Annotated in this window: 26 protein-coding genes and 1 other annotated feature; of the genes, 17 read left to right on the top strand and 9 right to left on the bottom strand. The window is 36.2% G+C overall.

The features are described 5' to 3' along the window. The first annotated feature begins 19 nt into the window (after window positions 1-19). Window positions 20-811: a DUF2268 domain-containing putative Zn-dependent protease gene (locus CQ058_RS11805; RefSeq protein ID WP_002030365.1), complete on the top strand. Its 792-nt coding sequence runs from the start codon at window positions 20-22 to the stop codon at window positions 809-811. Between the two features lie 141 nt (window positions 812-952). Continuing rightward, window positions 953-1,699, top strand: coding sequence for a YjbA family protein (locus CQ058_RS11800; RefSeq protein ID WP_002030367.1), 747 nt, complete (start codon window positions 953-955; stop codon window positions 1,697-1,699). Window positions 1,700-1,841: 142 nt separating this feature from the next. Here the strand turns inward: CQ058_RS11800 and trpS are convergent, their stop codons facing one another. Together trpS and CQ058_RS11790 are read right to left on the bottom strand one after the other, a co-directional pair. After that, window positions 1,842-2,831 (bottom strand): tryptophan--tRNA ligase, encoded by a 990-nt coding sequence (trpS, locus tag CQ058_RS11795; RefSeq protein WP_002188752.1) that lies wholly within the window; start codon window positions 2,829-2,831, stop codon window positions 1,842-1,844. Window positions 2,832-2,905: 74 nt separating this feature from the next. Continuing rightward, window positions 2,906-3,123: a binding site (T-box leader), on the bottom strand. A 105-nt stretch (window positions 3,124-3,228) separates the two neighbouring features. After that, window positions 3,229-3,609, bottom strand: coding sequence for a DUF3899 domain-containing protein (locus CQ058_RS11790; RefSeq protein WP_002125921.1), 381 nt, complete (start codon window positions 3,607-3,609; stop codon window positions 3,229-3,231). A gap of 319 nt (window positions 3,610-3,928) precedes the next feature. Between CQ058_RS11790 and CQ058_RS11780 the strand changes: the two genes are divergently transcribed. The 5 genes from CQ058_RS11780 (at window position 3,929) to CQ058_RS11760 (ending at window position 9,623) form a co-directional block, all read left to right on the top strand. Beyond that, entirely contained in the window at window positions 3,929-5,563 is a 1,635-nt protein-coding gene (locus CQ058_RS11780) for a peptide ABC transporter substrate-binding protein (RefSeq protein ID WP_002188753.1), read from the top strand. Window positions 5,564-5,690: 127 nt separating this feature from the next. After that, entirely contained in the window at window positions 5,691-6,620 is a 930-nt protein-coding gene (gene opp3b, locus CQ058_RS11775; protein WP_000534165.1) for an oligopeptide ABC transporter permease, read from the top strand. Beyond that, window positions 6,617-7,633, top strand: coding sequence for an oligopeptide ABC transporter permease (gene opp3C, locus CQ058_RS11770; protein ID WP_002188756.1), 1,017 nt, complete (start codon window positions 6,617-6,619; stop codon window positions 7,631-7,633). Before opp3b ends, opp3C begins: the two co-directional genes overlap by 4 nt. An 18-nt stretch (window positions 7,634-7,651) precedes the next feature. Continuing rightward, window positions 7,652-8,695 carry an ABC transporter ATP-binding protein gene (locus tag CQ058_RS11765; protein ID WP_002011337.1) on the top strand — a complete coding sequence of 348 codons (1,044 nt, stop codon included), beginning with the start codon at window positions 7,652-7,654 and terminating at the stop codon, window positions 8,693-8,695. Further along, window positions 8,688-9,623, top strand: coding sequence for an ABC transporter ATP-binding protein (locus tag CQ058_RS11760; RefSeq protein ID WP_002086978.1), 936 nt, complete (start codon window positions 8,688-8,690; stop codon window positions 9,621-9,623). Before CQ058_RS11765 ends, CQ058_RS11760 begins: the two co-directional genes overlap by 8 nt. 191 nt (window positions 9,624-9,814) lie before the next feature. On the opposite strand, the gene CQ058_RS11755 is transcribed toward CQ058_RS11760, so the two are convergent. Next, window positions 9,815-11,260, bottom strand: coding sequence for an MATE family efflux transporter (locus tag CQ058_RS11755; protein WP_002188758.1), 1,446 nt, complete (start codon window positions 11,258-11,260; stop codon window positions 9,815-9,817). 354 nt (window positions 11,261-11,614) lie between these two features. On the opposite strand from CQ058_RS11755, the gene CQ058_RS11750 reads away from it, so the two are divergent. Next, window positions 11,615-13,261, top strand: coding sequence for a peptide ABC transporter substrate-binding protein (locus tag CQ058_RS11750; protein WP_002140829.1), 1,647 nt, complete (start codon window positions 11,615-11,617; stop codon window positions 13,259-13,261). Between the two features lie 29 nt (window positions 13,262-13,290). Here the strand turns inward: CQ058_RS11750 and CQ058_RS11745 are convergent, their stop codons facing one another. Beyond that, window positions 13,291-13,494 (bottom strand): hypothetical protein, encoded by a 204-nt coding sequence (locus tag CQ058_RS11745; RefSeq protein ID WP_000559981.1) that lies wholly within the window; start codon window positions 13,492-13,494, stop codon window positions 13,291-13,293. 580 nt (window positions 13,495-14,074) lie between these two features. Here CQ058_RS11745 and spx point away from each other — a divergent pair. After that, window positions 14,075-14,470 carry a transcriptional regulator Spx gene (gene spx / locus CQ058_RS11735; RefSeq protein WP_002011348.1) on the top strand — a complete coding sequence of 132 codons (396 nt, stop codon included), beginning with the start codon at window positions 14,075-14,077 and terminating at the stop codon, window positions 14,468-14,470. A gap of 50 nt (window positions 14,471-14,520) precedes the next feature. Here the strand turns inward: spx and CQ058_RS11730 are convergent, their stop codons facing one another. Continuing rightward, window positions 14,521-15,195: a TerC family protein gene (locus CQ058_RS11730; RefSeq protein ID WP_002030376.1), complete on the bottom strand. Its 675-nt coding sequence runs from the start codon at window positions 15,193-15,195 to the stop codon at window positions 14,521-14,523. A gap of 436 nt (window positions 15,196-15,631) precedes the next feature. On the opposite strand from CQ058_RS11730, the gene mecA reads away from it, so the two are divergent. The 4 genes from mecA to pepF all read left to right on the top strand — a co-directional run bounded on the left by mecA (window position 15,632) and on the right by pepF (window position 21,136). Then, window positions 15,632-16,315 (top strand): adaptor protein MecA, encoded by a 684-nt coding sequence (gene mecA / locus CQ058_RS11725; protein ID WP_002011351.1) that lies wholly within the window; start codon window positions 15,632-15,634, stop codon window positions 16,313-16,315. 72 nt (window positions 16,316-16,387) lie between these two features. Then, window positions 16,388-17,932: a cardiolipin synthase gene (locus tag CQ058_RS11720; protein WP_002064255.1), complete on the top strand. Its 1,545-nt coding sequence runs from the start codon at window positions 16,388-16,390 to the stop codon at window positions 17,930-17,932. Window positions 17,933-18,023: 91 nt separating this feature from the next. Then, the gene (locus CQ058_RS11715) at window positions 18,024-19,259 is read left to right on the top strand and encodes a competence protein CoiA (protein WP_002011354.1); all 1,236 of its coding nucleotides are present in this window, start codon (window positions 18,024-18,026) and stop codon (window positions 19,257-19,259) included. A gap of 50 nt (window positions 19,260-19,309) precedes the next feature. Beyond that, entirely contained in the window at window positions 19,310-21,136 is a 1,827-nt protein-coding gene (gene pepF, locus CQ058_RS11710; protein ID WP_002134970.1) for an oligoendopeptidase F, read from the top strand. A gap of 132 nt (window positions 21,137-21,268) precedes the next feature. Here pepF and CQ058_RS31810 read toward each other — a convergent pair whose 3' ends face one another. The 4 genes from CQ058_RS31810 to CQ058_RS11690 form a co-directional block, all read right to left on the bottom strand. Further along, window positions 21,269-21,442: a hypothetical protein gene (locus CQ058_RS31810; RefSeq protein WP_000748141.1), complete on the bottom strand. Its 174-nt coding sequence runs from the start codon at window positions 21,440-21,442 to the stop codon at window positions 21,269-21,271. 229 nt (window positions 21,443-21,671) lie between these two features. Next, on the bottom strand, window positions 21,672-22,565 hold the full coding sequence (locus CQ058_RS11700) for a ClpXP adapter SpxH family protein (protein WP_002125944.1): 894 nt from the start codon (window positions 22,563-22,565) through the stop codon (window positions 21,672-21,674). After that, window positions 22,565-22,963: a globin domain-containing protein gene (locus CQ058_RS11695; RefSeq protein ID WP_000043388.1), complete on the bottom strand. Its 399-nt coding sequence runs from the start codon at window positions 22,961-22,963 to the stop codon at window positions 22,565-22,567. Before CQ058_RS11695 ends, CQ058_RS11700 begins: the two co-directional genes overlap by 1 nt. A 185-nt stretch (window positions 22,964-23,148) precedes the next feature. Further along, the gene (locus tag CQ058_RS11690; RefSeq protein WP_002064261.1) at window positions 23,149-23,727 is read right to left on the bottom strand and encodes a CYTH domain-containing protein; all 579 of its coding nucleotides are present in this window, start codon (window positions 23,725-23,727) and stop codon (window positions 23,149-23,151) included. A 144-nt stretch (window positions 23,728-23,871) separates the two neighbouring features. On the opposite strand from CQ058_RS11690, the gene CQ058_RS11685 reads away from it, so the two are divergent. Genes CQ058_RS11685 through CQ058_RS11670 form a run of 4 tightly spaced genes read left to right on the top strand, consistent with a single transcriptional unit; the run spans window position 23,872 to window position 26,637 of the window. Beyond that, window positions 23,872-24,243 (top strand): UPF0738 family protein, encoded by a 372-nt coding sequence (locus CQ058_RS11685; protein ID WP_002011362.1) that lies wholly within the window; start codon window positions 23,872-23,874, stop codon window positions 24,241-24,243. Window positions 24,244-24,273: 30 nt separating this feature from the next. Next, window positions 24,274-24,912 carry a GTP diphosphokinase gene (gene yjbM, locus CQ058_RS11680; protein ID WP_002125951.1) on the top strand — a complete coding sequence of 213 codons (639 nt, stop codon included), beginning with the start codon at window positions 24,274-24,276 and terminating at the stop codon, window positions 24,910-24,912. Between the two features lie 18 nt (window positions 24,913-24,930). Then, window positions 24,931-25,728, top strand: a complete 798-nt coding sequence (locus CQ058_RS11675; RefSeq protein ID WP_002188761.1) for an NAD kinase — start codon at window positions 24,931-24,933, stop codon at window positions 25,726-25,728. A 15-nt stretch (window positions 25,729-25,743) separates the two neighbouring features. After that, a complete protein-coding gene (locus tag CQ058_RS11670; RefSeq protein WP_002125954.1) occupies window positions 25,744-26,637 on the top strand; it encodes an RluA family pseudouridine synthase in 894 nt (297 codons plus the stop codon). The last annotated feature ends 41 nt before the right edge of the window (window positions 26,638-26,678 follow it).

Here is a 26,678-nt window from a genome sequence, read left to right as displayed (position 1 = left end):
AGAAAAGGAGGGATGAAGGTTGGGGGTTGTTGAAACGGCAGAATGGTTACATCTGTATTATGGACGTCCAGAGAAGCTTTGTGAGAAATTTACAAAGTATATTCCATTGCCAAAAGAGAGACTGTATCGCTTTTTAATCTCTAAAGGTATGTATCGCCCAGTAATGCGGGGGGAGCAGGAAATTAAAGAGTTAGAGAAGAAAGAAATTTGGAAAGAACTTAGCATGGAGTATGAAAAATTGAAAGGTTGGCTAAAAGGTCCAGATGTCCCTATCTTTATTTTATTATCAGATTCATACAATCGAACTGTACAAGAGGAATATAACGGGAAGGCTGGCTTATCTATGCGTCACGTTATTTTCTTATTCGTATGTGGACGTAATTCAGTAGAGGAACTAAAAGCTTTATTAACGCATGAATACCATCATATATGTAGGTTACATCAAATTGAGACGAAAGAAACAGAGTATACATTACTTGATACGATGATTATGGAAGGGTTAGCTGAGCAAGCTGTGTATGAAAGGTATACAGAAAAAAGATGTGCACCGTGGACTACTTACATTTCAAAAGAAGATGCTATTTATTATTGGAGGAATTCAATACAAGAACGAATAGGCGTAAAGAGAGGTACGAGGGAGCATGATGTTTTATTAAATGGACTGCACTCGTATCCGAAAATGCTTGGCTATGCACTTGGATTTCATATTGTGAAAGATTGTGTAGCATTTGAAGGAGAAAATACACTTTCTTTATTATCTATAGATGCGAAAGAAATATTGAATAAAGCAAATACATTTCATGTTTCATGAAAAACAGGGGAGCTATCTCCTGTTTTTTTAATATTATAGAAGAAAAAATAATAATTAGAATATATTTCCTCAAGTGGAATAAAGTTAAGCGAAACTGAACATAATGATTGGTACAAACAGTAGTGAAGTGAGGGGTAGTGAATGTTATATCTACATGATGTATGGGTAAATTGGTTTGAAGGTGAAGAGAATGGGTATAACGTTTGTCATTTTTACGAATGGCGGAAAGATGATACGATTGAGCTATTAGATCAAGTGCCATTATTAAAAGTAGATGCCACATTATATCATTACATCGAGAACGAATTATTAGAGCTTCCGCAAAAATTATTGGAAGACGTATATCATAAGGCTTATATTCGTAAAAATCACGAACGTTTGCAACAAGAATATTGTTTTGTAGTTACAGATGGAAAAGGAATTATTGCGATTGATTCAATCGGCTATAATGTGCCAATTAGAAAAAGTAGGCTTATACCGCGTCAAGAACAGATGGTATATGAGATGGTAGAGAATGTGCAAGCAGAAAAGTATGAGTTCCAAGTGGAAGAGATTGAAAAAGAACATCATATTTTATCGCCGTCGCCTTTCATTATGAACGGCCTAACTCGTAAAGAAAGACAGTTAAAACAATTATTATTTATGGCATTAGATCAATTACATACAACGAAAAATCCAGCTGAAATTCGCTATTGGTTCACAGAGTGGGATCCATCAGCGTACGGAATGGTCCAACATATGGAGTTTGAAGATGTTTGGGCTAAACTTTATGATGAAGCGAAAACTGGATGGTCTGAGAAGCACGAGCAATTATGTGAGCGCCTTGTAAAAGGACAGCCGTTTTTTGAAAAGTTATGGGAAATGGAAAATGAGCAGAAGGTAAATTAAAAAAACCGCTAATTGGCGGTTTTTTTTATGGAGGTGACAAGAATGTTCGGTGGCTTCGCGCCTTCCTGCGAGGCAAAACCCGCCTCTACGTCAGGAGCTCCATCCCCCTCACATTCTGAGCGAGCCACTTCCGCTTTATATGTTACCTACGTTTTCTACTTAATCCCATTGCGTTTTCTACTTTGCGTAGTTGTTTGAATGCAACGCGGTTCGCTTTTTCGGCACCTTTGTCTAGAATTTCGTCTAGTTCTGGTGAGTTGATTAGTTCGTTATATTTGTCTTGGATTGGACGAATTGCTTCTACGACTACTTGTGCTAGGTCGCCTTTGAAGTCTCCGTATCCTTTTCCTTCGTACATTACTTCTATTTCTTCAACTGTTTTTCCAGAGAATGAAGAGTAGATTGTTAATAAGTTAGAGATTCCAGGTTTGTTTTCTTTATCAAATTTCACGATACCTTCAGAATCAGTTACAGCACTTTTAATTTTCTTTTCAATTGTTTTTGGTTCATCAAGCATACTGATCATTGCTTTTGGATTCGGATCAGATTTACTCATTTTTTTCGTAGGTTCTGTTAATGACATAACGCGAGCTCCTACTTTTGGAATACGAATTTCAGGAACAGTGAACACTTCACGGAAGCGTTTGTTGAAACGCTCTGCTAGGTCGCGTGTTAATTCCATATGTTGTTTTTGATCATCACCAACAGGTACGATTTCAGTGTTGTAAAGTAAAATATCAGCAGCCATTAATGGTGGATACGTTAGTAATCCAGCTGGAACTGAATCTCTACCAGAAGATTTATCTTTATATTGCGTCATACGCTCTAATTCTCCAACGTAAGCAACTGATTGCATAATCCATCCTAGTTGAGCGTGTGCTGGTACTTCTGATTGTACAAATAAAGTAGCTTTTTCAGGATCGATGCCACATGCTACATAAAGTGCAGCAAGACTGCGAATGTTTTTACGAAGTTGTACGGGATCTTGAGGTACTGTAATCGCATGTTGGTTTACAATACAGAAATAACAGTCGTGTTCATTTTGAAGCTCTGTAAATTGCTTCATAGCTCCTAAATAGTTTCCAAGTGTAATTGTTCCGCTTGGCTGAATACCAGAAAAGATAACTGACATAAGTAATTCCTCCTAAAATTGAATGTGCGATGGGGAAGAGAAGGCATACAAAAAAGCCCATTCATCCCAAATTACATAGGGACGAATGGACCGCGGTACCACCCTAATTATTTCACAGCTGTGAAATCTCTCAAGATCCATAATAACGTCTGGATATAACGCCAAGGCCTACTACTTTCGGTTCGGTTTGGTGCTCAAAAGCCCATTCCATACTGCGCAATTACTTGTTCACACCAGCCACAAGCTCTCTGAAATTGCCTCAATATGTACTCTTCTTTATCATCGCATACATATAAATTTATTTATTGTTACCTAAGCTCTTTTAATATGAAAGAACTAAAGTTTTATAACAAAATGTTTTGCTGATTATTATATCATATGGGATAGTGTTTGCAAACTACATCAAAATAGTAAAGCTAATGAGGATCGAGAACAACCCAAGTACGATACCGGTAATACAAATCGGATACGTCCATTTGAATGAATATGTTTTATAAATACGTTCTTTCTTATCGATAGGTTCCTCTGCTTCTTCAATTAAAGAGTCAATTTTTTTATTCGTACCAAATACTCTTTGGAATGCGTAAATTGTTACGTTAAAAAATCCGTTTTGAAATATGAATAAAAAACCACCTATAAGAATAAAAAACAATGCAATATAGAATGAGATGTTGACAAAATTCAACAAAAAATGAGATGAAACGAGGAATGCGCCCACACTAGAAGCGATTATCGCAACCAAAAATAGTATACAAGTATGAAAAAAAACTTTATTCAAAATATTCCCCTCCGTCAAAATATTACTAGAATTATTATACTATAAAAGTTATAATAAGTAATATAAATAATTTTTTGAAAATTATACGCAATTGAGGTTCTAATTTCAAGATGATGGTAGCAATGTTAACGTATCCCTTTACAAAAAATTAAAAATATAAACATTTTATTAAAAATTTTAACAAAAAAACAAAAAACTATATTCACAATCGTCATATTATATGTATAATGAAAATTGTAGAAACTTGGAGATTATTCTTTCAATTCTGTTTTTCTACAAGTGAGGGTACAGGAAGTGCAATTAGGGGAGGCAACACAGCATGAAGAAAAAGATACCGCTATTGCTTGCATCGACGTTGACAGTAAGTGTGCTAGGAGCCTGTAGTTATCAAAAAGATGATAATAAGGCAAGCGCGAAAGGATCCAGTACTTCAAATAAGCAAGTATTGAATCTAACAGAAACTGCTGAAATACCAACAATGGATACGACGCTATCAACGGATGCAGCATCTTCTAACATCATGAATAACACAATGGAAGGGTTGTATCGTCTGGGGAAAGACGATAAACTCGCTCCAGGAGTCGCTAAATCTTATGAGAAATCAGAAGATGGTAAAAAGTATGTATTTAAATTACGTGAAGATGCGAAATGGTCGAATGGTGAACCTGTAACAGCGAAAGACTTCGTTTATTCTTGGAGAAGAGCTGTTGATTCAAATACGGGTGCCAAATTTGCTTACATACTATTTGATGTGAAAAATGCAGAGAAAATTAATAAAAAAGAATTACCAGTTGAGGAACTTGGTGTAAAAGCAATTGATGATCACACACTTGAAGTAGAATTAGATAATCCTGTTCCTTATTTTGTAAGTCTAACAGTCTATCCAACATTTTATCCTTTGAATGAGAAGTTTGTAAAAGAACAAGGAACAAAATTTGGATTAGAATCCAATACGACACTTTATAATGGCCCATTCGTTTTAAATGAATGGAAACATGAACAAAGTTTCCACCTTAAGAAAAATCCAACGTATTGGGAAAATAAAGAAGTGAAGCTTGAGGAGATAAACTTCAATATTGTTAAGGATCGTTCAACTGCTATAAACTTATATGAAACGAAAGCGATTGATCGTGTAGTATTAACATCAGAATTTGTAGATAAATACAAATCAGATGCTGATTTTAAAACAATTAAGAGACCATCTACACAATTCATTCGTTTAAATGAAAAAAATAAATTTTTAACAAATAAAAATATCCGAAAAGCAATTGCGATGTCCTTTGAACGTGAAAATATCGGGAAAGTTATCTTAAACGATGGTTCAGAAGGAATGTATGGTTTTGTTCCGAAAGGTTTGGCAAAAGGACCTAACGGAAAAGACTTCCGTGAAGAGAACGGAAAGCTTATAAAAGAGGATGTTAAAGAAGCTCAAAAATATTGGGAAGCTGGTAAAAGAGAACTTGGTGTAGACAAAGTAGAGTTAGAGTTATTAAACTTTGATACTGATGATGCCAAAAAAATCGGAGAGTATTTAAAGGGACAATTCGAAAAGAACTTACCAGGTTTAACAGTTTCAACAAAAATGCAGCCATTTGCACAAAAGTTAAAACTTGAAGCAAGTGGAGATTATGCGATGTCATATGCGGGATGGAGTCCAGATTATATGGATCCAATGTCATTCCTTGAAATGTATACAACAGGTAATTCGCAAAATAAAGTGAATTACGCAAACCCAGCTTATGATGAACTAATTAAGAAAGCCAAAACAGAAGTAGATGTACAAGCTCGTTGGGATGCTCTATTAAAAGCAGAACAACAACTGCTTGAAGATGCAGCGATTGCTCCAGTATATCAACCTGGAAAGGCATATTTACAACGTAGTTCAATTACAGGCCTATTAGAACATAAATACGGCGGAGAATTTAGCTATAAGTGGGTTGAACTCAAAAACTAAAAATGGTTTCCATCATGAATAAGGGTATATGCCTATGATGGGCATGTGCTCTTATTTTAAAAAAATAAAAGTAAGAATATTTCAAACTATCTTATTGCTTTTGAGAAAAACGGGGAGGTGCTTGACTATGGGACGTTATGTATTAAAACGTTTCGTGTACATGGCTTTGACATTATTTTTAATTACTACACTGACTTTCTTTTTGATGAAATTACTACCGGGTTCTCCGCTTAAAAACCAGGAGAAGCTATCACCGGCACAAAAAGAAATCATTCTTGAAAAATATGGATTAAATGATCCAGTACCAGTTCAATATGCACGTTACTTAGGTAACTTAGCAAAAGGTGATTTAGGGGTATCATTCCAATATGATAACCGCCCAGTAACAGATATGATTGTGGATCGTATTGGACCATCAGCACAACTTGGTTTACAAGCGATTATATTAGGAACATTTATCGGTTTAATTTTAGGAATCGTTGCGGCGCTTCGTAACAATACGTGGGTCGATTATGGGGCGACAATTATTTCCGTACTCGGGATGTCGGTACCATCATTCGTATTCGCCGCATTACTACAATATTTCGTAGGGGTAAAACTTGGTTGGTTCCCAGTAGCATTCTGGAAAGGACCGGAGTTTACAGTAATGCCTACAATTGCCTTATCGATGGCAGTTATCGCAACAATCGCACGTTTCGCTCGTGCAGAGTTAATTGAGGTTATGCAAGCAGACTACATTTTAACAGCGAAAGCGAAAGGAATTAGCCAAGGCGTTATCATTATCAAGCACGCACTGCGTAACGCATTAATTCCAGTTGTAACAATTTTAGGACCAATGGTTGCAGGATTAATTACAGGGACACTAGTTATTGAGCAAATTTACGCTGTACCTGGACTTGGGGAACAATTCGTTAAATCGATTACAGTGAATGACTATACAGTTATTATGGGAACTACAATTTTCTATAGTGCGATCTTCATCTTAGTTATTTTCATTGTCGATATTTTATACGGAATTATTGATCCTCGTATTCGTTTAGCGGGAGGGAAAAAATGATGAAAGATGTACAAAAATTATCTCCAGATTTATTTCAACCAGCCAATCAGAGTAATGTTGATAATGAAGTCATTGCCCGTCCAAGCTTAACGTTTTGGCAAGATGTAAGAAGACGTTTGTTCCAACATAAAGGTGCAATGTTTGGTTTCGTATTATTAATGCTTATTGTACTACTAGCAATTTTAGGACCGATGGTAAGTAAGCATTCTTATAAAGAGCAGGATTTAGGTCGTGCGAAAATGCCACCGAAAATTCCAGTGATTGAAAATGTTCATTGGCTACCATTTGACGGTACAGATCAATATGGTGTTGACCAATATGAAAAACGTGATATTAAAGAGTACTTCTGGTTTGGTACAGATGATCTTGGCCGTGATTTATGGACAAGAACATGGGAAGGTACACGAGTATCATTATATATCGCTCTTTTAGCAGCAGCGATTGACTTAGTAATTGGGGTTGCATATGGAGGTGTTTCAGCCTTCTATGGCGGCAGAGTAGATAATATTATGCAACGTATTATGGAGATCATTAACGGTATTCCATACTTAATCATCGTTATTTTAATGGTAATCATTATGGGATCAGGTATTTGGTCAATTACACTTGCGATGGCAATTACAGGTTGGATAGGGATGTCGCGTATCGTTCGTGGACAGATCCTAAAATTAAAAAACCAAGAATATGTATTAGCATCTCGTACATTAGGGGCAACGAATACACAGTTAATTGTGAAGCACTTAATTCCGAACGTAATGGGACCAATTATCGTAATGACAATGTTTACAATTCCAACAGCGGTATTTGGTGAAGCATTCTTAAGCTTCATCGGACTAGGTATTCAGCCACCATTCGCATCACTTGGTTCTCTTGTAAATGATGGTTATAAATCAATTCAAACGTATCCACATATGATGTTCATCCCAGCGGTTGTCATCAGTATGTTAATCTTAGCATTCAACTTAATTGCAGACGGATTACGCGACGCGTTAGATCCAAAAATGCGTAAGTAAAAGAGGGGAGAAGTAAAAATGAAAACATTGCTAGAGGTAAAAGATTTGCAAGTCTCCTTTGATACACATGCAGGTGAAGTACAAGCTGTACGCGGTGTTACTTTTGATTTGAAAAAAGGAGAAACATTAGCGATTGTAGGAGAATCTGGTTCTGGTAAATCAGTTACTTCTAAAGCGTTAATGGGATTAATTCCGAATCCTCCAGGGCGTATTAAAAACGGTGAAATCGTATTTGAAGGTCGTGACTTAACGAAACTAACAGAAAAAGAAATGCAACAAGTACGCGGTAAAGATATTGCGATGATTTTCCAAGATCCAATGACATCATTAAACCCAACGATGACAATTGGAAATCAAATTATGGAAGGCCTTATTAAACACCAAGGGATGAGTAAAGCAGATGCACGTAAAGTTGCGTTAGAATTAATCGACCTTGTAGGTATTCCGAATCCAGAAGCGCGCTTAAAACAATATCCTCACCAATTCTCAGGTGGTATGAGACAGCGTGTAGTTATTGCGATGGCGTTAGCTTGTAACCCGAAATTATTAATTGCCGATGAGCCGACAACAGCGCTAGACGTTACAATTCAGGCGCAAATTTTAGAACTTATGAAGGACATTCAGCAAAAAACAGAAGCAGCAATCATTTTCATTACGCATGACTTAGGTGTAGTGGCAAACGTTGCAGACCGAGTTGCGGTTATGTACGCTGGTAAAGTTGTTGAAATTGGAACTGTTGATGAAATTTTCTACAATCCAAAACATCCATACACATGGGGCTTAATCGCATCTATGCCAAGCTTAGATGGTGCAGAGGACGAGCTATATGCGATTCCAGGAACGCCTCCAGACTTATTAAAACCGCCAAAGGGTGATGCTTTTGCACCACGTAACCCGCAGGCATTGAAAATTGATTTTGAAATGGACCCACCTTTATTTAAAGTAAGTGATACACACTATGCGGCAACTTGGTTACTTCACGAGCAAGCTCCAGAAGTAAAACCACCGGCAGTCGTTGAAAAACGCATTCTTCAAATGAAAGCAGGTGAACAACATGACTAAACAACGTGAGAAATTAATTGAAGTAAAAAATGTAAAGCAGCACTTCGACGTGAGTGGTGGTGTTGTCAAAGCGGTTAATGATATTTCATTTGATATTTACCGCGGAGAAACATTTGGTCTTGTAGGAGAATCAGGTTGTGGTAAATCGACAACTGGAAGAACGATTATTCGTTTATATGATGCAACTGCTGGTGAAGTGTTGTTCGATGGTGAAAATGTACATGGTAAAAAATCACGTGCCGAGCTGAAGAAGTTCAACCGTAAAATGCAAATGATTTTCCAAGATCCATATGCATCATTAAATCCTCGTATGACAGTAGGAGATATTATTGCAGAAGGTATTGATATTCACGGACTAGCAAAAGGCAAAAAAGAGCGTATGGACCGTGTTCATGAATTATTAAATACAGTTGGTTTAAATAAAGAGCACGCAAACCGTTTCCCGCATGAATTCTCAGGCGGACAACGTCAACGTATCGGTATCGCTCGTGCGCTAGCTGTAGAACCTGAATTTATCATTGCTGATGAACCAATCTCAGCACTTGACGTATCGATTCAGGCGCAAGTTGTAAACTTACTGAAACAGTTACAAAGAGAAAAAGGTTTAACATACTTATTCATCGCCCATGATTTATCAATGGTAAAATACATTAGTGATCGCATTGGTGTAATGTACCGTGGTCAAATCGTTGAGTTGACAACAAGTGAAGAGTTATATGCGAATCCAATGCATCCATATACAAAATCACTACTATCTGCAATTCCGCTTCCAGATCCAGATTATGAGCGCAATCGTAAACGTATCGTATACGATCCATCTCAACATCAATATGGTGAGGAAGCACCAACAATGCGTGAAATTCGCCCAGGACATTTTGTATTATGTTCTGAAGCAGAGTATAAGAAATATAAAGAAATCTATCAATAATAAAGTAGAGCCATTCTTCTATTAAAGAAGGATGGCTCTATTTTTTTATACTAATTAAACTTAATTTAGTATAAAGAGATTTTATCCAAGTTCTTTTTCGGTTTAAAGACAGCAAATTAAGAGTTTCCAAGAATGAAGAAAAGGCGACTGAAATCCAGCCGCCTTTTTCTTCATTTAGAAACACTTTTATTTTACTGCGCTTGAACAGAAACACTCTCATCTTGCTCATTTGGTTTAACAAGTGCATAATTTTCCCACGATCTACTTCTCCAGCGGAAGAACATAATAATTGCTCGCGTCCATTCGTCAATAGCAATCGCTAGCCAAATACCAACGAGCCCCATGTCTAAATGGAAGGCGAAAAAGTAACCGAGTGGTAAGCTCATTAACACCATGGAGAATGCGCCGATTAAAACAGGGTATTTTGCATCGCCAGCTGCACGAAGTGAATTAATGATGACGATGTTCATCGTCCGTCCTGTTTCAAGTAGTACACTTAGTAAAAGAACGCTTGCCCCTAGAGCGATAATATGAGGATTATCCGTAAATAGTCCCATTAATTGTGTGCGGAATGTAACAACGAGCATGACCATAAATAAAGTTACACCAATCGCCCATTGTACACTTTTCCATACGCGTGTGTAAGCTTCATCCTTTTCATTTCCGCCAACTAGGCGTCCAACGATAATAGCTGTTCCCATACCGATAGCAATGGCGAATAAATAAGTGAACATGGAAATGTTAGTAGCGTATTGTCTTGCAGCTAACGATTCCGTACCTAAGTATGTTGCGTAATATAAGAAGACAATTTGACAAGCTTGATACATGACTTGTTCGAATGCAGATGGAATGCCGATCTTTAAAATTTTGCTAACATATTCTTTTGATAAAGTGAAGTAATATTGTAATTTCACACGGTATTCCATAACGCGGTACAGTAACCAGAAGAAAATGATAAGTGCGATTAACCGGCTGACAGCGGAAGAAATCGCGGCTCCTTGCACACCAAGTTCAGGGAAACCGAATTTCCCGAAAATAAGTACGTAGTTTCCGGCGATATGAATAATATTCATTCCAAGCGAAACAAACATCGCTTGCTTTGTAAAGCCGTGAACGCGGATAATTGCGGCTAATGAGTTAATAATAGCTTGAAGGAAAATAGCTCCTCCGACGATGGATAGATAGCTTTGTGCATACGTTAGTACATCGCCTTGTAAATTCATTGCCATCATCATATGTTTTGAAAATAAAAGAAAACCAGCGCTTATAATGAGTCCGACCACTAAATTTAATGTGACGGCTAATGCTGATATTTTTGATGCTTCCATAAAGCGTTTAGAACCGAGGTATTGGGATACAACGATAGCTGCACCATTCCCTATGACTTCTAGTACTAAAATCGCGATATGAAGGTATTGATTCGCTGCACCAACCCCAGATACAGCATCGTCTGATAATGCACTTAACATGAAAGTATCAGCGATCCCCATCAGCATAAAAAGAAAAACTTCTAGAAAAATAGGCCATGTTAATAAGAATAAACTTAATTTCTCTGTTGGCCCGTTTTTTGAGCGAATTGCTGTCATGTCCGTCCCCTCTTTACCGATATCTATTTTTAGCAAAGTGTATCGTAACACACTTTCATATCCTTTGCACTTATTTTAGCCTACATATTTTCAATATGAATAAACCTTCATTTTATGACAAAAAAGGAGGAATAATTATGCGTAAGATATTATAGAATATAAAATTTATTTTTCTTTGATAATTTAGAAAAGTATAAAAATGGTCATTTTTAACACTTTAGTTCAATAAAAACGCAGTGTGAAACGTTTACAAAGGCACGTGGTGTTAACAGAAAATTTTAATAAAATAGAAATATAAATATACAAAGAATATATTTATGTGTATAATATGAATTATTAGAACATATATATATTTCTTTCTGTTTGAAAATGAAAGGGCTAACATTTTTTTTGGAGGGTGGAAGTATGAAAAAAAAGATACCAGTTTTTGTAGCATCAACAGTAGCAATGAGCATGATTTTAGGGGCATGTGGCTACCAAAAAGATGAACCGCAAGCGAACGCAAAAGGGGATAGCGGGAAAAGCGGTGCGAAGCAAGTTATTAACTTAATTGAAACACAAGAAATTCCAACGATGGACCCAGCGTTATCAGCTGATGCAGTTTCTTCAAAAGTAATGAACAATACGATGGAAGGCCTATACCGCCTTGGGAAAGACGATAAATTAGTTCCAGGTGTAGCGAAGGAATTCCAAAAGTCAGAAGACGGTAAAAAGTATACATTTAAATTACGTGAAGATGCAAAATGGTCAAATGGTGAACCTGTAACGGCGAAAGATTTCGTGTATGCATGGCAAAGAGCAATTAATCCAGATACAGCTGCGAAATCGGCGTACATTATGTACGATATAAAAAATGCTGAGAAAATTAATAAAAAAGAGATGAGTCCAGACCAATTAGGTGTAAAAGCGATTGATGATCATACACTAGAAGTAGAATTAGATAATTCTATTCCATATCTTGTTGATTTAATGGTCTATCCGATCTTCTATCCTGTTAATGAAAAGTATGTGAAAGAGCAAGGGACGAAGTTTGGTTTAGAAGCAAATACAACACTTTATAACGGACCATTTACATTAAGTGATTGGCAACATGAACGTAGCTTCAAAATGACAAAGAGCTCATCATATTGGGACAATAAAGAAGTGAAGCTTGAGGAAGTAAACTTTAATATTGTAAAAGATACGTCTACGCCAATTAATTTATATGAAACAAACGCAGTCGATCGAGCGACGTTATTAGCAGAGTTCATCGATAAATATAAAGGAAAACCAGATTTCAAAACGGTAGAAGATACATCTGTATTCTTCCTTCGCTTAAATCAAAAAGACCCAGCTTTAGCAAATAAAAATATTCGTAAAGCAATTTCTCTTGGTTTTGACCGTAAACCATTCGTTGATACATTATTAAATAACGGTTCTAAGCCAGCGACGGGATTAATTCCTGACAATTTCATTAAAGGGCCGGATAAAAAAGATTTCCGTGTTGAAAATGGAGATATTGTAAAACCAAATGTAAAAGAAGCGAAAAAGTATTGGGAAGCTGGTAAAAAAGAGCTTGGTAAAAACGAAATTGAATTAGAGCTATTAAATGAAGACGTTGAATTATCGAAGAAAACTGGTGAATATTTAAAAGGTGAGTTAGAAAAGAATTTACCAGGTTTAACAGTGAAAATTAAACAACAACCATTCGCGCAAAAACTAAAATTAGAAGATGCGGGCGACTTTGTAATGTCATTCTCTGGATGGAGTGCAGACTTCCCAGATCCAGTTACATATCTTGATATGTTCGTAACTGATGGGGCACAAAATAAAATGAAGTATTCTAATCCGAAGTACGATGAGATTATTATGAAAGCGAAGAAAGATGGAAGCGACGTAAATGCTCGTTGGAAAAACTTACTTGAAGCAGAAAAAATGTTACTTGATGACGCTGCGATTGTTCCAGTATATCAACGTGGTAGAGCATATTTACAAAGAGAAACAATTAAAGATATGTACAACCATAAGTATGGTGGCGAAGTAAGCTTCAAATGGGCATCAGTAGGAAAATAACAAAAAAAGCAGGTGATTACCTGCTTTTTTTAGTACGTACGTTTTTTATAAATGCCTTTTCCGCCAACTTGGTTCCAGCCAGATTGTACATCTAAACTTTTATTAACAAACTTCATTTTTTCTTTCCCACCAAAGAGTTTTTCACCGATGCTATTTGTAATGACACCAATCAATGCTGTTATTCCGATGATGAGGGTAGCAACAATGATAAAATCAGTAAAAAAAGCGATCATATGCAAATTCCCCCTTTGTCTGTCTGTATTTTTATTGTATGAGATAAATGGTAAAAAAGAAAGAAATGTCAGAAAAATATTCGATTTGCTTTAGAAAGCATATAGACATGAGCGGAGAGATTTGTTAGAATAAGAACAAATGTTCCTTTTCGTTTCTAACCTTTAGAGTCTTACATTTCTCAATTGTTTTGTTGGGAAAAGGTAAGAAAACGCTCTCTTTTTAATGGGGAAGATTATGAAACTGTAATTGTATATCAAGTGAAGATTATTGTAGAAAGTAAGTATCAAAAGGGTTGAAGACCGTTGTTAAAGGACAGTTTTACTGAGTATAATCATGTTGCATAGCAGTGGAGTACACGGAGGAATTTTCTCAACTAGCAGTAAATTCACTGTATATTTCTTGCAAAAACTATTGTATAATGATTATAGAAGTTACTTATTAAAAGTAATTATTGTTGCTTACATGAATTGCGATTTTTTACTTTGCTATAAGACAAGTTATCGCGAAAAATTGCGGAAGTTAGAAATTTAAACTGTAATTAGTACAGAATTTGTACTCTTTAAGGAGAGTGAGCTTTGTATGGTAACATTATATAGTTCTCCAAGCTGTACGTCTTGTAGAAAGGCGAAATTATGGCTAGAGGAAAATCATATTCCTTATACAGAACGTAATATTTTCTCAGATCCACTAACGATTGATGAGATTAAAGAGATTTTACGTATGACAGAAAGCGGAACGGATGAGATTATTTCTACTCGTTCAAAAGTTTTCCAAGAATTGAATGTGAACTTAGAGTCTTTACCACTTCAAGATTTATATAAGATGATTCGTGACTATCCAGGTATTTTACGTCGTCCAATTATGATTGACGAAAAACGCCTTCAAGTAGGTTACAACGAAGATGAAATCCGTCGTTTCTTACCACGTACAGTAAGAACGTTCCAATTACGTGAAGCACAGCGTCTTGTAAATTAATTATAATAATATGAAAACCTTCTACCTATTATAGAGTAGAAGGTTTTTTTTTACTGTTTAACATTACGTAATCGCACTTGTTGAACGATAAAGCCTATGCATAAAATGGTGAAAATGAACAAATAAGGGATACTTGTGGCAAAACTAGGATTATGATGAAAAAACGTTGCAAGTCTGTCTTCATGTGTAATCATTTTTCCTGCTGTATAGGCGAGAACTGCTGCTCCGCAATAAATGAGAAATGGAAAGCGTTCCATGAGTATTAAAATAAGTTTGCTTCCCCAAATGATAATCGGGATAGAAATGAATAAACCGATAATTACGAGTGAAAGTCTTCCGTGAGCTGCTCCTGCAATGGCAATAACATTGTCAAACCCCATAACGAGATCCGCGAATACAATTGTACGCACAGCTTGGAATAAAGTCGTTTTTCCTTTGATAGAAGAAAGGTCGTTGTTATTATCAGTGAGTAAATTGACCGCAATTAATGTAAGTAAAATTCCGCCGGTGAGTTGTAAAAATGGGATATCAAGTAAATAGACAGCTAGTATCGTGAGGAGAATTCGTAGCACAATTGCTAACATAGTACCAATCAAAATGGCTTTATTTCGTTTTGCTTCAGGTAAATTTCGGCTAGCTAGTGCGATGACAATTGCGTTATCGCCACCTAGTACAACATCGATACCGACAATCAGTAGTACAGATGTTAAAAACTCTAAGTCCATTCGTCTGCCTCCATTTATGATGTTTTAATAAGCGAAATATATGTATGTGGTGAAGAAAGTTTGTCTAGTTTTGATCCCGCGCTCCCAGGGACAAAATAATCACCTCTAATAGAAGTTTCACTTTATTACAGTGTACGAGGGAATATGGGAATGTATGTCCAAATTTTTTGCGAGCAGTGAATTAGTATAATGGTATATTTATTCCGATTGGTGCGAGCTAATAATCAGTGGAGGATGAAAAAAATACTGATTATTGTTTCACTTTATGTAAAAAGTCGAATACAGATAGGTATATAACTATTTTTGTAAAATAAATCGATTTTATTTCCCTTCTGGAGAATCTTATCATAAAATGAGAGTACAAGAATCTATTGTTTTGTCATATGAGTGGGGAATCCCTTCATAACAATTCTAAGCAGGAAGGGAGCGTTGTATTTTGGATATTGAAAGAATTAATGACCATACGATGAAATTTTTTATTACGTACATTGATATAGAGGATAGAGGGTTTAATCGTGAAGAAATTTGGTATGATCGCGAACGAAGTGAAGAGCTCTTTTGGGAGATGATGGACGAAGCTCGTGATCATGATGATTTCTTTATCGATGGGCCGTTATGGATCCAAGTGCAAGCAGTCGATAAAGGGATTGAAGTACTTGTAACGAAAGCGGAGCTTTCAAAGGATGGACAAAAGCTGGAACTACCAATAGGTGTAGACAAAATTATAGACATTCCTCTAGATGAAGGCATCGAATCATTATTCCAGCAAGAATTAGTGGAAGAGGTAGAAGAACAAGTAGGAACAAACTTTAATGAAGATGGTACGTTTGGCTTTTTAATTAAGTTTAATGATTTTGAAGATGTTATTTCATTAAGTCATCGTCTTATCTTTGAAGATATAAAAGATGAATTACATTCATTTGAGGACCGATATTATGTATATGTGGAATTCGATGAAGTGCTACATGATGAAGAAGAAATTGATCGTATTTTAAGTATTGTATTAGAATATGGAGAAGAATCTACTTTAACGATTCACCGTGTAAGTGAGTATGGGAAACAGGTTGTGAAAGAGCGTGCGCTTGAGACAATTCGCAACAATTTCCCTCCTAAAATGTAGGCCGATTTCTATAGTATGAAATCGGCTTTTTTTATGAAGAATAGGAAGGCTTTCTTAGTAAGGAGGTAAGAGATGAAAAACACGTTAAAACTACTTTTCTTTTTTCTACTATTGTTCGCATTATTTGTTTCATTACGCATGTTTATTGATGTAGCATTTTATTCGGATGTCATTGGGATAAAGGATGTTTCTATTTTAGGTATTATTAGTATTTTATTTACGGTTTCCGCATTTTTAATTGGATGTGTTATTTTCTTAGAAAACCGCCATCCGTCTAAAACACTTACGTGGTTAATCGTACTAGGTATTTTTCCGGTGTTCGGTTTCTTTGCTTATCTTTTATTTGGACAAAATTTTCGTAGAAAAAGAATGTTCCAAAAGAAGGCATTACTCGATGAACAGGCGTTTTTACAATATAAGGGACACGAAGATTACGAAGAACGGATTTTACGAAATCATAAGCATCAAGAATTGTTATTTCGTTTAGCAGATCGACTAGGTGCTTTAAATATTTCATTTCAAACTGAAACGAGGACATTAACAAATGGAGATGAAACGTTTCAGGCAATTTTAGATGGGTTAAATCGAGCGAAACACCACATTCATATGGAGTATTACATTGTGCGTGATGACAAGCTCGGTACAGAAATTAAAGATATTTTAATAAAAAAATCAAAAGAAGGCGTTGTCGTTCGTTTTTTATACGACGCGGTTGGAAGCTTTAAATTATCAAATTCGTATATTGAAGAATTGAATGATGCAGGAGTAGAAATGATTCCATTTTTCCCTGTGCGCTTTCCAATTTTAAATGATAAAATTAATTATCGAAACCACCGAAAAATCGTTATTATAGATGGAAATGAAGGGTTTGTAGGTGGATTAAATATTGGTGATGAGTATTTAGGGAAGGATAAATATTTCGGTTTTTGGCGAGACACGCATTTATATTTACGCGGTGAAGCAGTTCAAAGTTTACAGCTAATTTTCCTTCAAGACTGGTTTTATATGACTGGTGAGGCGGTATTAGCACCTGAATATTTACAAGCGGAAGCAGTTGAGGGTGATCATTGGGGCGGAGTCCAACTTGTTGGAGGTGGACCGGATAATAAATGGGAAACAATTAAACATTTATATTTTGCAATGATTGCTTCAGCTAGGAAATCGATTTGGATTGCAACACCATACTTTATCCCAGATGATGATATTTTATCTGCATTAAAAGTAGCTGCACTTGCTGGTATTGATGTTCGTTTGTTAATGCCAAGTAAGCCAGATAAGCGGACTGTCTTTTATGCATCAAGATCGTACTTTCCGGAGTTATTAGATGCAGGAGTAAAAATATATGAATATGAAAAAGGTTTTCTTCATAGTAAAGTTGTCATCGTGGATTCTGATCTCGCATCAATTGGGACAGCTAATATGGATATGAGAAGTTTTCATTTAAACTTTGAAGTAAATGCCTTTTTATATGATACAGGTAGCATTCGAAAGCTCGTTCAAGATTTTAAAGACGATTTAGAAGAATCCAGTGAAATTCATGTTGACCGATTTCATAAGAGACGTCTTCATAGGCGGATTGTTGAATCGACGTATCGGTTATTATCACCTTTATTATAGAAAGAGATGTCCTAATTTAGGACATCTCTTTTTTTGAGAGGAATTTGTAGTAAATTGTAGAATACAAGAAGTTGAAAGGGTGTGATGGTGGATGTTTATTGCAAGGAGAGAAAACGGAGAGAAAATTCATCTATTATATAACCGGGATGAAGAACGTTTACGCGAAATGCGTAAACGAGAAAAATTCTTTTGTACAGCTTGCGGAAAAGAAGTGCAAATGAAATTAGGAACACAAAAGAGCTGGCATTTTGCTCATAAGAAAGTGGATTCATGTCTTACCTTTTATGAAGCAGAATCTATGTATCATATGCACGGTAAAGAATTGTTATATAGATGGTTAAAACATCAAGATTTTCATGTCGATATAGAGCATTATCTGCCAGTAATCAAGCAACGGCCAGATATTTACGTAGAGAGAGCGGATAGAAAAATTGCGATTGAATATCAATGTGCAAATCTCTCCGTAGAGCAGCTTTCTAAACGAACATACTCGTATTGGCAAGCTGGTATACAGGTCATCTGGATCATTGGTGGAAATCAATTAAAAAAGCAATCTGCATATTGGATGAAATTTTCCTCACTTCTGGCGTTCTCCTTACAATCTTATCCTCAGCCATTTCTTATTTTCTTCTGCCCGAAACAAAAATCGTTTATGAAATGCGCATTTATCACTCCGTTTTCTACAAATGTCTCTTTCTCACATACTATTTATTTACCAACTGATACGACTACTGTTGACATGCTCTTTTCCTCTGTTCCTTTCCAAAAAGAGGTATTAGGACAAGAATGGAAGAGAAAAAAGAACCATTTTCGGCAAAACGCTCTATCTATCTGGAATTATAATCATAAGTCACTACTCCGCCTCTTATATCAATATAAATGTACCCCAGCGAGCTTTCCTTCTGAAATCGGTGTTCCGCTCCCATCCGCGTTTGCTTTTCAAACAAATCCATTTACATGGCAAGCTTTTCTATACATGAAGTGTATAGGTGAGCTTGCGGTAGGGAATTGTATTTCCCTTCAATATGTGTGTAGTTATGTAAAAAAAAATACGGAAATGCGCTTACTTCCGTACTTTTCACAACATATATGGAAAGTAGCGGTTACTGAATATATGACTTTTTTATGTTTTGTAGGCGTGTTGCATAAAGTAGGGACTTATACGTACCGAAAAATGAGGAATATAGTTATGTTACAGGCGGAGGAGGAAGTTAGGAAATATGATGAGATTTGCCTAACTTATGCGCTATCTCTATTTGAGACAAAGTTCAACATGAGAGAAGAAAAAGGGGATATAATAAAGAATGAACGTGAAGGAATTACATAAGAAAAACAGAATTGTACTTAAGTAGAGATATTTAAAGGAGGGCTTACAGAATGTCTGAACAAAATAAAGCAAAAACATTACCAGATCGCAATGAGATTGAAGAAGCAAGCACATGGCGATTAGAAGATATTTTCCAAACAGATGCAGAATGGGAAAAAGAATTCCAAGCTATTAAAGAGCTATTGCCAAAGTTAACTGAATTTAAAGGGAAGCTTGGCGACTCTGCAGACAATTTGCTTGAGGCATTGCAATATGAAGATGAAATTTCAATGCGATTAGGTAAGCTATATACATATGCACATATGCGTTACGATCAAGATACAACAAACTCTGTGTATCAAGCACTGAATGATCGCGCAACAAATTTATACTCACAAGTATCTAGTAGCACAGCGTATATCGTACCTGAAATTTTATCTATTTCAGAAGATACATTGCAAACATTTTTACAAGAAAATCGAGAACTAAGTGTATATGAGCATGCATTAGAAGAAATTACACGTCAACGCCCGCACGTATTATCTGAGGCAGAGGAAGCGTTATTAGCAGAAGCATCTGAAGTGATGAGTGCATCAAGTAATACATTCGGTATGTTGAATAATGCGGATTTGAAATTCCCATCTATTAAAGGTGAGGATGGAGAAGAGGTAGAAATAACACATGGCCGTTACATTCAGTTTTTAGAAAGTGATGATCGTCGTGTTCGCGAAGATGCATTCAAAGCTGTATTTGAAACGTATGGGAAATTTAAGAACACATTTGCAAGTACGTTAAGCGGGGCAGTGAAACGTAATAATTTCAATGCACGTATTCGTAAATATGACTCTGCTCGCCAAGCAGCATTAAGCAATAATAATATTCCTGAAGCAGTATACGATCAACTCGTTGAAACGGTAAATGACAACTTACATTTATTACACCGTTACATTGATATTCGTAAGCGTGCACTAGGACTTGATGAGCTTCATATGTACGATTTATATACACCACTTGTACAAGAAGTGAAAATGAATGTGAAGTATGAAGAAGCGCAAGACCTGTTATTAAAATCTTTAAACGTACTTGGTGATGAATATGTTGAAATTTTAAAAGAAGCATATGAAAATCGCTGGGTAGATGTGTACGAGAATAAAGGCAAACGAAGCGGAGCATATTCATCTGGTGCATACGGAACAAATCCGTATATTTTAATGAACTGGCATGATAATGTAAATAATTTATATACACTTGCTCATGAGTTTGGTCATTCGGTGCATAGTTATTACACAAGAAAGACACAGCCACACGTATACGGTGATTATTCAATCTTCGTTGCAGAGGTAGCATCAACTTGTAATGAAGCGCTTCTAAATGATTATTTATTAAAAACGACAGAAGATAAAAAAGAGCGTCTATATTTATTAAATCATTATTTAGAAGGATTCCGTGGTACTGTATTCCGTCAAACAATGTTTGCAGAGTTCGAGCATATCATTCATAAAAAAGTACAAGAAGGACATGCGGTTACGCCAGATATGTTAACGGAGATCTACTACGATTTAAATAAGAAATATTTCGGGGATGCTTTAGTAATCGATAAAGAAATCGGTTTAGAATGGTCTCGTATTCCGCACTTCTATTACAACTATTACGTATATCAATACGCAACAGGATTTAGTGCAGCGACTGCGTTATCTAAACAAATTTTAGAAGAAGGGCAACCAGCAGTAGAACGTTACATTAACGAATTCTTAAAAGCGGGAAGCTCCGATTATCCAATTGAAGTGTTGAAAAAAGCAGGAGTTGATATGGCATCTCCTGAACCAGTGAAAGAGGCACTTCAAGTATTTGAAGAGAAATTAAATGAATTAGAAGCGTTATTATTTGAAGAAAAGTAATGAGAAAAGACGAGGGATTTTATCCTCGTCTTTTTTGTTTGAAAATGTTTTTGTCGATATTTGTCGATAAAATAAGGAGGATTTCCTTACTTTTTCTAAATTAGAAGGCAGTTTTACAGTTGATTTTTGTAATTAAAATCCTTTAAATCGTTTTCTATAGTTGAAATAAGAGACAGCGATGACGATAACTCCGAATAAAAGAGGAAAGGCAATAATTTTAGGGAAAGCTTGTAATAGAGAGAGGATATACAAGAAAAAAGAAACAATAACACATAGAAAGATAAGAAAAATATGAGATTTTTTCATAAGGAAACCTCCTAAATTGCTTTTTTTATAGCTTATTCAAGAATGAAAACGTTTAGAATGTGACAAAAATGTGAAATTCGACAAAAGGGGTTGTCATCTGACGTCGAATCTTGTAATATAATAAGCGTGAACGAATTCACATACAAACATATACCCCTTTGTTTGAACGTGAAAATTTCTCCCATCCCCTTTAATATTTTTATAAGCCGTAAAGAAAAAGACCTGGTGTTTACACCAGGTCTTTTTCTGTTGCTATCCATTTCCAATAACGCTCGCACTTCACTTCAATCATTTGTACTTTTCGTTTTAGTTGTAATTTTTTTAGTTCACGCTCTATTTCTTGCTGAGGGCAGTCATATATAAATGAGATTTCCTTTGAAGAAATAAATTGTGTTGCTTCTAGTAATGCTTCTAAAGGAGGTAATGGTTCTGGCTCAATTTCGCATTTTACCAGTTCTTTTAATAGCTGTACGTATACATCATAGGAATAAATCCCTGTGATTTTAATACCTTCCTCATCTGAATTTGCATGAAAAAATAGGAGGGAAGGTATTTCTGTAATATGCATCTCATTTGTGAATTTTAGGTCGCATTGGAAAGCTTTTTTTGCGCTAACTGAGTGTAGGTCTTTTTTAAATTCCTCTACATCAATGCCACTATCTTTAGCACATGTAAGCAATAATTCACAGTCAGGGTTTGATACATTTTCAAGAAAAATGTATTCTTGGAGTTTTCGCAAAAACTTCGAACCTGCTTTTCGGCCTTGCAACTCCGCCGCCTTAATTGCCATCGAAACTAAATACGGTGTTGACGACGCCTCTTGCATATGTACTTTTCCATCACATGAAAAACCTTGTAAACTTGTTGTCTTTTCCCACACAAATCGAATATTAGCAGGTTTATTCCATTTGTGTGAGGAAGCGTTTGCCCCGTCCACTTTTCCTGTTACTATATGACGAATAGAGAAGTATTTCCCATACTCAAGCCATAGTTTAATAATAAATGGCTCGATATCCCAGCAATCTTTACAAAGTGGATCAATAAATAAATATGCTTCTACAGATTTATGCTCGCATGTGGAAGGAGAAGGCATATTTATATGCTTTGCTTCCTGCTTATCCATTACACTTCACCTGTTTCATTTGGAGTATTGACCATATGTTGAGCAGTTAATGCTAAACGTTCAAAAACAAACTCTCTTATATGACCGTGCACTCCTGTATCATCCATTGCTTGCTCCATACATGACAGCCAAGCTTCTGCGCGTTTTGGAGTAATCTCAAACGGAAGATGGCGTGCTCTTAGCATAGGATGCCCATGTTCTTCAGTGTATAAATTAGGACCACCTAAATATTGTGTTAAAAATTGTTTCTGCTTCCTAGCAGTTTCTGTTAAATCATCCGGGAAGATCGGAGATAAGTCAGGGTGTTCACTGACATAGGAATAAAATGTATCCACTAATGTTGCAATGCATTGTTCACCGCCAATTGCTTCAAATGGTGTCATCGGTTGCTTGCTCATCCTTTATAAACTCCTTTTTCCATGAAATGTATATCTATTGTAGCAATGGAATGTTATGAAGAGCAACTAAACAGCCTTCATAACATTCTTTGCTTATTCTATATGTTGCTAATAAATCTTTTGCTTTTCAAAAAGGTGAAATGTAGCCGTAAGTACAGCTCTTCTTCACTGATGGAAATTTTACTTTAGCGCTCTTCGTTTTGTTTGGCAAGGAAAAAGCGTTTTACTTTGTTGTTTGTATGACGAACTGGTACGTTATGTTGCTTTAATAACCTTATAAATGCTGCTTTACCGGTCTTTTCATCTTGCACTTCGTATTCAATTTCATAATCATCGTGATTGTAATAGAAACTATGATCAAAGACAAGCGTTCCGCCTTCAAATAATATTTCAGCTCTTTCTGTTGTTAAACTACCCATATAAGTTAAAGAGGAAACGGGAATTTGTAATTTGTGTAGCTGATCCATTACAGTTCCTTGAATGATTGTGTTTGTTTCCATCATAAGTTGTGCTTCTTTTTCTGTTACAGACTGATGAGTTTCTAATAAACCAATTTCAGCAGGTTGTTTTAATGTTAATGTATAAGTTCCATCTTTATGACGAATACGAAGTGCAGAGCCCGTATCTTTTAAAGAGAAGTGAGGCGTTTCAAAGTAGTGATTTACTTGTTTTGTAAATGCTTCAATAGAAAAAGATTTGCATAATGTTTGGAATTCTTCCTCTGTAACCATATTTTTAAATTCAATTTCAATTTCTTGTGTCATTGTATGCGCTCCTTTTGAAAAATAATTCTTTCCACATTATCGCTTTTTCGCAAATTTGGTTCAATGTTTTATTTGTTTGCGTCCATGTTATGATACAATAATACTGTTAAGTAAGACAGGAAGTTGAGATGGAGGAGTTCGAGTATGCAAAATAAAATTCAAGTTAAGAGCGTAGAAACGAGAGAGAATGCGCTTATTTTTTGTGCGGAAAATACTGAAATAGAGGTAAAGGAGTTAAGTGCGCGTAATCACGTACTTGTAGACTCAGACAATTTATCATTTTTATATATCTTAGAAAATGAATCATCTTTCATTTATGTAAGTATTCCGCATACATGCTGGGAAGCAATGCATGAAGCGATGAATAAAGATACAGCGATGTTTATTCGCGTGAATGATGTTGAAATAGAATTAGAAGGATTAAAAGAAGAAGTAGAATATTTAGTTGAAAATATTGAAGGTAATGCAAATTACGGAGAAGAACTAGTAACTGCTGTAGAAAAAGTGTTTCTATAAGCAAATGGATTGATTTTGGTGGTGGTTGAAATGAATCGTAATTGGGAAGAATTTTTAGCACCGTATCACCAAGCGGTGGCGGAGCTGAAAGTGAAACTAAAAGGAATGCGTACTCAATTTGCAATGTTAACGGAGCATTCTCCAATTGAGTTTGTAACAGGAAGGGTAAAGTCGGTTGCAAGTATTATTGATAAAGCGGAGAAGAGAAATGTACCGCTAGACCGAATTAGAGAAGATATGCAGGACATCGCGGGCCTTCGAATGATGTGTCAATTCGTAGATGAGATTAAGCCTGTTGTAGAATATCTTCGAAAACGAAATGATTTTGACATTGTAGAAGAACGTGATTATGTAACGCAAAAGAAAGATAGCGGCTATCGCTCTTACCACGTTGTCATTAGTTATCCTGTTCAAACGATACAGGGGGAGAAAAAAGTGTTAGTTGAAATTCAAATTCGCACGTTAGCAATGAATTTTTGGGCAACGATTGAGCATTCTTTAAATTACAAATATAGTGGACGTTTTCCTGAAGATATTAAAATACGCTTACAACGTGCAGCGGAAGCGGCATTTTTATTAGATGAAGAAATGTCTTCCATTCGTCTTGAAATTCAAGAAGCGCAAAAGGTCTTTTCACGAAAGCAGGAAACGAAAGATTCTGAATCATAAACTAAAGGGTGTTGGGCGATGAAATTTACAATTATGTCAAAGGGAGATCAATCATCAGATACACTAGCAAGTACGATGAAAGAATACTTGTTAGATTTTGGGTTTACAATGGATGAAAAGGAACCTGATATTATAATTTCTGTTGGGGGAGATGGAACGCTTTTATATGCATTCCATCGTTACTATAATCGATTAGATGAAACCGCATTTGTTGGTGTACATACAGGGCATTTAGGTTTCTATGCAGATTGGTTACCGACGGAAGTAGAGAAGTTGGTGATTGCAATCGCTAAAACACCGTTCCAAGTGGTGGAATATCCACTTTTAGAAGTGATTATTCGCTATGTGAATGGTAGTAAAGAGTCGCAGTATTTGGCGATGAATGAAGCGACTGTAAAAAGTGCAGAAGGTACATTAGTAACAGAAGTGGAAATACGCGGAGAGTATTTCGAAACGTTTCGCGGAGATGGTCTTTGTATTTCTACTCCTTCAGGAAGTACCGCGTATAATAAGGCGCTTGGCGGAGCAATTATTCACCCTTCTATTGAAGCGATTCAAATTGCAGAAATGGCATCTATCAACAATCGTGTATTTCGTACGGTAGGTTCGCCGCTCGTACTGCCGAAGCATCATACATGCGTTTTAAAGCCGGCTGCAGGAATGAACATGCAAATTACCGTGGATCATTTGACGATGGTTCATCAAGATGTGAAATCAATTCAGTATCGCGTTGCAAACGAGAAAGTACGATTTGTTCGTTTCCGTCCGTTCCCATTCTGGAAACGTGTTCGTGACTCGTTTGTTGCAGATAAATAGAGAGGGTTTATATATTTGAACAGATTTACATTGAAATGGGATATAGGGCTGGCTGAAGAGGGAACTTTAGTTAGAGAATTTTTGAAAACAAAAGGGATTTCGAAAGCTGCTTTAACGGATATAAAGTTCCGCGGGGGAGCAATTGAAGTAAACGGTCAACACACAAGTGTTCGTCACAAGTTACAAGCTGGTGAAGAGTTACAAATCTTTTTTCCAGTGGAGGAAAGAAGTGAAGGGATGGAAGTGGAAGATATCCCTTTATGTATCGTATATGAAGATGATGCGGTTCTTGTTATAAATAAAGAAGCAAATATGTCGACGATTCCGTCTAGGGAGCACCCGTCAGGAAGTATTGCAAACGCTCTTTTATATCATTATGATAAACAAAATCTTGCAAGTACGGTGCACATTGTGACGAGGTTAGACCGTGATACTTCAGGGCTTATGTTAATTGCGAAAAATAGATTCGTTCACCACCTTTTATCGAAGCAGCATCAACAAAAAGGGGTGAAACGAACGTATGAGGCAATCGTTCATGGGACTATTTTAGAAGAAGTAGGAACGATTGACGCGCCAATCGGACGAAAAGCGGATAGTATTATCGAGCGAACTGTCTGTGAAGATGGTCAAAGAGCTGTTACTCATTTTAGAGTGATGGAGAGTTCTTCCGATAAGACGCATGTAGCGCTTGAGCTCGAGACGGGAAGAACACATCAAATTCGTGTACATATGGCATATATAGGAAATCCGCTACTTGGGGATGATCTATACGGTGGCCGAAGAGATGTGATAAAACGTCAAGCGCTGCATAGTACATCTTTGACGTTTTATCATCCTATTTTAGAAAAGGGAATGACTTTTACCGTAAGTATCCCAGAGGATATGCAATACGCTTTACATAACAATTAAAAGGGAACAAAATTCTTATCATAAAAAGAATTTTGTTCCCT

Source organism: Bacillus sp. MYb56 (assembly GCF_002976445.1).
Lineage (GTDB): Bacteria > Bacillota > Bacilli > Bacillales > Bacillaceae_G > Bacillus_A > Bacillus_A mycoides.
Note: the sequence above shows the minus strand (reverse complement) of the source record. Positions and strands in the feature narration are given on the sequence as shown.

Coding starts and splice junctions, on each gene's coding strand:
- CQ058_RS11800 (WP_002030367.1), top strand. CDS start 953: ATGTTATATCTACATGATGTATGGGTAAATTGGTTTGAAGGTGAAGAG.
- trpS (WP_002188752.1), bottom strand. CDS start 2,831: ATGTCAGTTATCTTTTCTGGTATTCAGCCAAGCGGAACAATTACACTT.
- CQ058_RS11780 (WP_002188753.1), top strand. CDS start 3,929: ATGAAGAAAAAGATACCGCTATTGCTTGCATCGACGTTGACAGTAAGT.
- opp3b (WP_000534165.1), top strand. CDS start 5,691: ATGGGACGTTATGTATTAAAACGTTTCGTGTACATGGCTTTGACATTA.
- opp3C (WP_002188756.1), top strand. CDS start 6,617: ATGATGAAAGATGTACAAAAATTATCTCCAGATTTATTTCAACCAGCC.
- CQ058_RS11765 (WP_002011337.1), top strand. CDS start 7,652: ATGAAAACATTGCTAGAGGTAAAAGATTTGCAAGTCTCCTTTGATACA.
- CQ058_RS11760 (WP_002086978.1), top strand. CDS start 8,688: ATGACTAAACAACGTGAGAAATTAATTGAAGTAAAAAATGTAAAGCAG.
- CQ058_RS11750 (WP_002140829.1), top strand. CDS start 11,615: ATGAAAAAAAAGATACCAGTTTTTGTAGCATCAACAGTAGCAATGAGC.
- CQ058_RS11745 (WP_000559981.1), bottom strand. CDS start 13,494: ATGATCGCTTTTTTTACTGATTTTATCATTGTTGCTACCCTCATCATC.
- spx (WP_002011348.1), top strand. CDS start 14,075: ATGGTAACATTATATAGTTCTCCAAGCTGTACGTCTTGTAGAAAGGCG.
- CQ058_RS11730 (WP_002030376.1), bottom strand. CDS start 15,195: ATGGACTTAGAGTTTTTAACATCTGTACTACTGATTGTCGGTATCGAT.
- CQ058_RS11720 (WP_002064255.1), top strand. CDS start 16,388: ATGAAAAACACGTTAAAACTACTTTTCTTTTTTCTACTATTGTTCGCA.
- CQ058_RS11715 (WP_002011354.1), top strand. CDS start 18,024: ATGTTTATTGCAAGGAGAGAAAACGGAGAGAAAATTCATCTATTATAT.
- pepF (WP_002134970.1), top strand. CDS start 19,310: ATGTCTGAACAAAATAAAGCAAAAACATTACCAGATCGCAATGAGATT.
- CQ058_RS31810 (WP_000748141.1), bottom strand. CDS start 21,442: ATGAAAAAATCTCATATTTTTCTTATCTTTCTATGTGTTATTGTTTCT.
- CQ058_RS11700 (WP_002125944.1), bottom strand. CDS start 22,565: ATGGATAAGCAGGAAGCAAAGCATATAAATATGCCTTCTCCTTCCACA.
- CQ058_RS11695 (WP_000043388.1), bottom strand. CDS start 22,963: ATGAGCAAGCAACCGATGACACCATTTGAAGCAATTGGCGGTGAACAA.
- CQ058_RS11690 (WP_002064261.1), bottom strand. CDS start 23,727: ATGACACAAGAAATTGAAATTGAATTTAAAAATATGGTTACAGAGGAA.
- CQ058_RS11685 (WP_002011362.1), top strand. CDS start 23,872: ATGCAAAATAAAATTCAAGTTAAGAGCGTAGAAACGAGAGAGAATGCG.
- yjbM (WP_002125951.1), top strand. CDS start 24,274: ATGAATCGTAATTGGGAAGAATTTTTAGCACCGTATCACCAAGCGGTG.
- CQ058_RS11675 (WP_002188761.1), top strand. CDS start 24,931: ATGAAATTTACAATTATGTCAAAGGGAGATCAATCATCAGATACACTA.